Source organism: Actinomadura logoneensis, from assembly GCF_003428695.1.
In the GTDB taxonomy this organism is placed as follows: domain Bacteria; phylum Actinomycetota; class Actinomycetes; order Streptosporangiales; family Streptosporangiaceae; genus Spirillospora; species Spirillospora logoneensis.
Genome location: NZ_QURH01000246.1, coordinates 1 through 7,198, shown reverse-complemented (window position 1 = coordinate 7,198; position 7,198 = coordinate 1). Strand labels below are relative to the sequence as shown.

The 7,198-nt window shown below is 74.9% G+C and carries 6 protein-coding genes; 4 read left to right on the top strand and 2 right to left on the bottom strand.

Going from position 1 to position 7,198, the window contains the following annotated elements:
- The first annotated feature begins 394 nt into the window (after nucleotides 1-394).
- Nucleotides 395-871 carry a ribose-5-phosphate isomerase gene (locus tag DZF91_RS14335; protein ID WP_117357965.1) on the top strand — a complete coding sequence of 159 codons (477 nt, stop codon included), beginning with the start codon at nucleotides 395-397 and terminating at the stop codon, nucleotides 869-871.
- 175 nt (nucleotides 872-1,046) lie between these two features.
- Here DZF91_RS14335 and DZF91_RS38925 read toward each other — a convergent pair whose 3' ends face one another.
- Nucleotides 1,047-1,229 (bottom strand): hypothetical protein, encoded by a 183-nt coding sequence (locus DZF91_RS38925; protein ID WP_147341149.1) that lies wholly within the window; start codon nucleotides 1,227-1,229, stop codon nucleotides 1,047-1,049.
- Nucleotides 1,230-1,393: 164 nt separating this feature from the next.
- On the opposite strand from DZF91_RS38925, the gene DZF91_RS14330 reads away from it, so the two are divergent.
- Nucleotides 1,394-2,509, top strand: a complete 1,116-nt coding sequence (locus DZF91_RS14330) for a PP2C family protein-serine/threonine phosphatase (protein WP_117357964.1) — start codon at nucleotides 1,394-1,396, stop codon at nucleotides 2,507-2,509.
- Between the two features lie 53 nt (nucleotides 2,510-2,562).
- On the opposite strand, the gene DZF91_RS14325 is transcribed toward DZF91_RS14330, so the two are convergent.
- Nucleotides 2,563-3,858: a serine/threonine-protein kinase gene (locus DZF91_RS14325; RefSeq protein ID WP_158587945.1), complete on the bottom strand. Its 1,296-nt coding sequence runs from the start codon at nucleotides 3,856-3,858 to the stop codon at nucleotides 2,563-2,565.
- Between the two features lie 680 nt (nucleotides 3,859-4,538).
- Between DZF91_RS14325 and DZF91_RS14320 the strand changes: the two genes are divergently transcribed.
- Together DZF91_RS14320 and DZF91_RS14315 are read left to right on the top strand one after the other, a co-directional pair.
- A complete protein-coding gene (locus tag DZF91_RS14320; RefSeq protein WP_158587944.1) occupies nucleotides 4,539-5,903 on the top strand; it encodes a sensor histidine kinase in 1,365 nt (454 codons plus the stop codon).
- A 33-nt stretch (nucleotides 5,904-5,936) separates the two neighbouring features.
- Nucleotides 5,937-7,198, top strand: a 1,262-nt coding sequence (locus DZF91_RS14315) for a carboxyl transferase domain-containing protein (RefSeq protein WP_117357962.1), incomplete at its 3' end; no start/stop codon positions are given.

Sequence of the window (7,198 nt, the reverse complement as noted above, 5' to 3'; positions counted from 1 at the left end):
GCGCCCGCCTCTGCTCCCGCGCCCGCCTCTGCTCCCGCGCCCGCCTCTGCTCCCGCGCCCGCCTCTGCTCCCGCGCCCGCCTCCGCACCCGCGCCCGCCTCTGCTCCCGCTCCTGCTTCCGCGTCCGAACCTGCTCCGGCTCCCGCGCCTCCACCCGCTCCCACCTCCGACCCTGCTCCCACCTCCGACCCTGCTCCCGCCTCCGCACCCGCCTCCGCCTCCGCACCCGCTTCCGATCCCGCCCCCGCTTCCGGGTCCGAACCTGCCGAGGAGCGGAAGGCGGAAAGCCGTGAGGCGGACGACCCGCCCGCGCCTCCGGCCTGACCCGAGCGCGTCCGGTCGCAAACCCCTCGCCGCCGTCCCAAGATCAATCGCGACCTGCGAGAATCGGCGCATGCGCGTGTTTCTCGGAAGCGACCATGCCGGTTACGAGCTGAAAGAGCACCTCGTCGACTGGCTGAAGAAGAACGGCCACGAGCCCGTCGACTGCGGTGCCTTCGTCTACGACGCCGTGGACGACTACCCGCCGTTCGTGCTGCGTGCCGCCGAGCGGACGGTCGCCGAGCCGGGCTCGCTGGGCATCGTGATCGGCGGGTCGGGCAACGGCGAGGCCATCGCCGCCAACAAGATCAAGGGAGCCCGCGCGGCCCTGGTGTTCAGCGACGACACCGCCCGCCTCGCCCGCGAGCACAACGACGCCAACATCATCAGCCTCGGAGCGCGGCAGTACAGCGTCGAGGACGCCACCCGCTTCGTCGAGCTGTTCCTGGCCACCCCCTACTCCAAGGAGCCGCGCCACACGCGGCGCATCAAGATGCTGAGCGCGTTCGAGCAGACGGGTGAACTCCCGCCCCTTCCGCGCGAGTCCTGACCCAGCACGAGCCCACGGCCTGACCCGACGACCGGGTCAGGCCGTCCCGCTCTCCCCACCCTGCCCAAACCCCCTGGCCCGGCTGCGCGATCTCGGCAGGTTGGGTTGCTTTGGGACCTTTCGGGGCTCGGTCGTGCGATGTGAGGGCGTCGCGTTGCGGGGGCTGGGTCGGGGGTCAGGGGGTTGGGCGAGGGCCTCGTTTTTCGAGGCGGCGGCGTTCGTTCTTGGCGGCGCGGGTCTGGCGCGGCGTGTCGGCGGGTGCGGGGGACGGGGGCTGGACGCCTTCGGGGGCGGCGCGCGAGACGTCGCGGGCTCGCATGGCGGCGTCGACCGTGATGCGCATGCTGGGCTGGCTCATCGTTGCCTCCGTGTCGGCGGGCGTTCACCCATTGGACACCCCCGCACCGGGTGTCCCGCAAGGGCGCACGCGTGCTGTGGACAACTCCGCGACGCGCGGGCGCCGGGGATCGGGGGCGCGGAACCCGGGCCGTTCGTGCGGATGCTCGGTACAGTGCCCACGTCATGCTTCAACGTCTGGTGCACCTGCTTCCGCCGCGAGTACGCGCGTTCCTGCGAAGGATCCCCGTGCTCGTGGCGCTGTACAGGTGGCTGCGGAGGGGCAGGCAGTCGCGCGACCGGTACCTGTTCGGGGCGCTAGCGCTGCTCGCGATCGTGCTCGGGTTCGGGGCGGTCGAGTCGCAGCGGTGGTCGCCGTCCGGCGCGCTGGTGCTGACGCTGCTCGGCGGCGGGCTGCTGCTGCGCGTGCGCAGCCTGGCGGTGCTGCTCGGCGTCGTGGCCGTGATGGTCGGCTACGACGCCTGGAAGGCCCCCAGCAACACCGGGCCGGGGATCGTCGCGACGCTCGCGGTGACGGCCGTCCTCGCGGTCACGCTGGCGCGGACGCGGCAGCAGCTCGGCGTGATGGGGCTGCGCGGCGACTCCATGCTGCTGGAGCTGCGCGACCGGCTGCGCAGCCAGGGCGAGATGCCCCCGCTGCCGGACGGGTGGGACGCGCAGGTCGTCATGCTGCAGGCCGGCGGGTCGTCGTTCGGCGGCGACTTCGTGGTCTCGGCGCTGCACGACGGGGTGCTCGAGGTCGCGCTGGTGGACGTGTCGGGCAAGGGGACGGACGCGGGCACGCGGGCGCTGATGCTGTCCGGCGCGTTCGGCGGCCTGCTGGGGTCCGTCCCGACCGAGCGGTTCCTTCCCGCGTGCAACTCCTACCTGCACCGGCAGAAGTGGGACGAGGGGTTCGTCACGGCCGTCCACGTCGTGATCGACCTGGCGACCGGGGAGTACACGGTCGAGTCGGCGGGGCACCCGCCGGCGGTGCAGTTCGACGCGGGCAGCGGGACGTGGCGGGTGAGCCCGGCGAAGGGCGTCGTGCTCGGCGTGATCCCGGACCTGGCGGCCGTGCCCGAGGGCGGGCAGCTCGGCGCCGGGGACGCGCTGCTGCTCTACACCGACGGGCTGGTCGAGGCGCCCGGCAGCGACCTGGACGCCGGGATCGACCGGCTGCTGGGCGAGGCGGAGCGGCTCGTCCCCAACGGGTTCCGCAAGGGCGCGCGCGAGCTGGTCGAGCTGATGGCCGCCGAGCGGGACGACGACTGCGCGCTGATCCTCATCTGGCGCACCTGACCACCCCCCGCGTCCGGGCCACGGGCGCTGACGCCGAGGCACGGCCCGAGCGGCTAGTGGCCGTGGCGTTTCTTGTGCTTCTTGTGCTTCGGCTTCCGTTTGGGTTTCGGCTTCGGTTTCGGCTTGGGCTTGGGTTTCGGCTTCGCCACCGGGGTGGTCGGCGCCGGGACGGGGGCCGTGGCGGTCGGCGCGGGCTTGGGCGGCGGGGCCGCGTCGCTCTGGTCCGAGAGCCCGAGGGCCACGGCGCCCACCAGGACGGTCGCGGCGGCGGCGCCCACTCCGGCGAGCAGGCGCGTCCGGAGGTGCGAGGGAGTCGCCGCCGGGGCCGTCTCGTCCTGGACGGGCTGGAACACCTGGGTGTGCGCGTGCTCCTGGACGGCGGCGAACGCCTGGGTGTGCGCGGTCGGGTCGTCCTCGTGCGCGGGCGGCGCGGCGGGGAGGGCGCCGATGACCCGCGTCTCCGCCTTGGTGTCGGCCGCGGCCGGCTGCTCGACCAGGGTCATCAGCAGCTCGGACGAGGAGGGCCGGGCGGCGGGGTCCTTGGCGAGCGCCGAGCGGACGGCCGCCAGGAGCTGCGGCGGCAGGCCCGCGAGGTCCGGCTCCTCGGTGGCGGCGCGCAGCGCGATCTCGGGGGCCGTGCCCTCGCCGAACGGCAGGCGTCCGGTGCCCGCGTACGCGACGAGGCAGCCCCAGGCGAACACGTCGGCGGCGGGGGAGGCCGCGCCGCCCCGGAGGACCTCGGGCGGCATCCAGCCGGGCGTCCCGAGGACGGTCCCGGCGGTGCCGGACGAGCCCGGGGAGCCCTGCGTCCGCGCGATGCCGAAGTCGATCACGCGGCAGCCGGACAGCGTGAGCATCACGTTCGCGGGCTTGAGGTCGCGGTGCACCAGCCCGGCGGCGTGGATGGCGGCCAGCGCCGTCGCGACGCCGACCGCGACGCCGTGCAGGTCGGCGGCGGGCAGCGGACCGCCGGACGTGATGCGCTGCTGGAGCGAGATTCCCGCGACGTACTCGCTGACGATGTAGGGCCGGCCGCCCTCCTCGCCGTGCGCGAGGACGCGGGCCGTGCAGAACGAGGCGACCCGTCCGGCGAGCAGGGCCTCGTCCCGAAACCGGCGCAGGAACCGGGGGTCGTCCATCAGGTGCGGGCGCATGACCTTGACGGCCACGTGGGCGCCGCTGTTGGGGTCCACGCCCAGGTACACGGTGCCCATGCCGCCCGCGCCGAGCCGCCCGAGCAGCTGGTACGCGCCGACCGCCCGCGGGTCGGACGCCTCCAGCGGCGCCGCGGACCCGATCGCGCCCAGGACGGGCGGCTGGGGCGAAGGCTCGGGCCGGTGTCCGTCCATGCCGTCCACTGGCCCCTTTCGTTGCTCCTGTCCGGATCGACTCCGGAACGTCCCGGCCCAACATGGTGCCCCATCCGCACGGAACCGCGAAACGTGATCGTCATCTGGATGTAGCGGGCCGTGCACGAACGGGGGGCAGAGTGGGTCTCGGTTCGGCGACCGCCTCATCCCCGGGAACCCGCTCGGCGCGGAGACGGGTGGGCGGTCGGCGGCAAGGAGACGGTGTCCGCGCGGCATGGGACCCCAGGGGTGGGAGGCCCCGGCCGCGCGGACATCGGTCCCCGGTATTTCCTATAAAAACAGTTGACTTTATAGGGATTTCTGGCTCAGGATGGGACCGAACGGCGGCTCCCCGGAGCCTCCCTCCCCTCCCCGCCGCTGGGGCGCTCTGGCCGGCGGGGCGCCCGGTGGCCGGGACGGTGACGGCACGGCCCGTCCCGGCCACCGGCATGTTCGCCCAGGTAGAGGGCCTGAAGGTCGCTTTCCGCACAAGATTGCGTAAGCGGATCGTCCCGGTACGGCCAGCCCGCGCGCGGAAGGTGGCGTACGGCCGCCGCAACCTTCAGCGTGGGCCTTCGGGCGGTTTCATGCCGCATGGCGCTGCGACGGCCGCAACCTTCAGCGTGGGCCTTCGGGCGGTTTCATGCCGCATGGCGCTGCGACGGGGGAGGACGCGGAAGATGTCGGGCCGCTGGCCGCCTGGACCCTGGTCGCTGCGCACCAGGGTGACGGTGGCCGCGACCGTGGTGGTCGGGGTGCTGCTGGTCGCGGGCGCCATCGGCTTCTACGCCGCCGTCCGGCACACCGCCTACGGCTCGCTGCACGACCGCGGCGAACACGCCGTGGCCACCCTCGCCGGGACGGTCCGCGCCGGCGACCCGCGCGGACCGGGCGCGCTGCACCCGGGCGACACCGGCTTCTCGCTGCTCCAGGTGCTCGACGACCGCCACGACGTCCTGGCCTCCAGCTCGGCGGTCGCCGGCCGCCCGCCGATCATCGACCTGCGGCCGGTGGCCGAGCACCCGACCGTCACCGGGACGGCCACCGTGTCCGGCGAGCAGGCGTACATCGTGGCCTCCCGCATCTACACGCCCGCCGGATGGCGCATCCTCTACGCGGGCGAGCCCCTGCCCGGCTTCCTGCACACCGGCAAGTACTTCACCGTGCTGCTGGCCCTCGCCGTGCCCGTGGCGCTCGCGATCGTCGCCCTCTCGGTCTGGCTCGCCGTGCGGCGCGCGCTGGGGCCCGTCCAGCGGATGAGCACCGAGCTGGCCGAGGTGACCGGGTCCGGGCCGGGACGGCTGCGGCGGGTGACCGTCCCGGAGACGCACGACGAGATCGCGCAGCTCGCGGCGTCCGTCAACGTGACCCTGCACCGGCTGGAGCAGAACGTCAGCCGGCAGCGGCAGTTCGTCGGGGACGTCTCGCACGAGCTGCGCAGCCCCCTCACCGGCCTGCGCGCGCAGCTCGAGGTCGCCTTGGAGCACCCCGAGGACGAGGACTGGCCCGCCGTCGCCCGGTCCGCGCTGAACGACGCCGACCGGCTCCAGCGCATCGTCACCGACCTGCTGCTGCTGGCCAAGCTGGACGCGGGCGTGCCGCTGGAGCGCGAACCCGTGGACCTCGGCGACCTCGCCCGGCAGGAGGGCGCCCGGCAGCGCCGCGTCCCGGTCGAGGTCGCGACCGAACCGCACGTGATCGTCCTCGGCGCCCGCGGCCCGCTGCTCCGACTGATCACCAACCTGCTCGACAACGCCGCCCGGCACGCCCGCACCCGCGTCCGCGTCACCGTCGAGGCCCGCGGGGCCGACGCCGTCCTCACCGTGGCGGACGATGGGGAGGGCATCCCGCGCGCCGACCGCGAACGCGTCTTCCAGCGGTTCCAGCGCCTCGCCGAGGGGCGCAAGCGCGACCACGGCGGCTCCGGGCTCGGCCTGCCCATCTCCCGCGACATCGCCCAGGCGCACGGCGGCACGCTCGTCGTCGCCGACAGCGACATCGGCGCCCACCTGGTGCTGACCATCCCGCAGGCACCCCTGATCTGAGCGCCGCGACGCGCGGCCACTAGCCTGCCGGACATGGGGACCAGCCTGCGAGGCGCGCACGGTTCGCCGGAGCGTCCGGACGCCGCCGGCCTGCTGGACCGGGTCCTTGATCCGGGCAGCTACGAGTCCTGGGACGTCCCGCCGGCCTACACGGCGCCGAGCCCCGCCTACGCGGCGGACCTCGCGCGGGCGCGCGAACGCAGCGGGCATGACGAGGCCGTCCTGACCGGTTCCGGGCTCCTGCGCGGACGCCGTGTGGCCGTCGTCGTCTCCGAGTTCGCCTTCCTGGCCGGATCGATCGGCGTCGCCACCGCCGACCGGATCGTCGCCGCCGTCGAGCGCGCCACCGCCGAGGGGCTGCCGCTGCTCGCCGCGCCGTCCTCCGGCGGGACGCGGATGCAGGAGGGCACCGTCGCGTTCGTCCAGATGGCGCGGATCACGGCCGCCGTCATGGCGCACCGCGCCGCCGGGCTGCCGTACCTGGTCTACCTGCGGCATCCGACGACGGGCGGGGTCCTCGCGTCCTGGGGGTCGCTGGGGCACGTCACCGCCGCCGAGCCGGGCGCGCTGATCGGCTTCCTGGGACCGCGCGTGTACGAGACGCTCCACGGCGAGCCGTTCCCGCCGGGCGTCCAGGTCGCGGAGAACCTGGCGGCCAAGGGCCTGCTGGACGCGGTCGTCGGCGTGGACGACCTCCCCGGCATCGCCGCACAGGCCCTGGACGCCCTGTGCGCGGCGCGGCCCCCGGTAAGCCGGGCGGGCGGCTCTTCCGCGGGTTCGTCCACGCCACCTGTTCGTGCTGGTGGCGTGCCGGTTCTTTCCGAGTCGGCGGACGTTCCGGCGTGGGAGTCGGTGGAGCGGTCGCGGCGCGCCGGGCGTCCGGGCGTCCGCGAGCTGCTGGCGCACGGCGCGACGGAGGTGACGCCGCTGTCCGGGACGGGCGACGGCGAGGCGGACCCCGGGCTGCTGCTGGCGCTGGCGCGGTTCGGCGACGCGGCGTGCGTGGTCATCGGGCAGGACCGGGCGGCGCAGCGGGTCGGACGGCCCCTCGGACCGGCCGGGCTGCGCGTCGCGCGGCGCGGGATGCGGCTCGCGGCCGAGTTCGGGCTGCCGCTGCTGACCGTCGTGGACACGCCCGGCGCGGCGCTGTCGCCGGAGGCGGAGGAGCGCGGGCTGGCGGGCGAGATCGCGCGCTGCCTCGCCGACCTGATCACGCTGCGGGCGCCCACGCTCTGCCTGCTGCTGGGGGAGGGCAGCGGCGGCGCGGCGCTGGCGCTGCTGCCCGCCGACCGCGT

Bases quoted from the DNA above. Each gene is read 5' to 3' on its own strand.
- DZF91_RS14335 (WP_117357965.1), top strand. From the start codon at position 395: ATGCGCGTGTTTCTCGGAAGCGACCATGCCGGTTACGAGCTGAAAGAG.
- DZF91_RS38925 (WP_147341149.1), bottom strand. From the start codon at position 1,229: ATGAGCCAGCCCAGCATGCGCATCACGGTCGACGCCGCCATGCGAGCC.
- DZF91_RS14330 (WP_117357964.1), top strand. From the start codon at position 1,394: ATGCTTCAACGTCTGGTGCACCTGCTTCCGCCGCGAGTACGCGCGTTC.
- DZF91_RS14325 (WP_158587945.1), bottom strand. From the start codon at position 3,858: ATGGACGGACACCGGCCCGAGCCTTCGCCCCAGCCGCCCGTCCTGGGC.
- DZF91_RS14320 (WP_158587944.1), top strand. From the start codon at position 4,539: ATGTCGGGCCGCTGGCCGCCTGGACCCTGGTCGCTGCGCACCAGGGTG.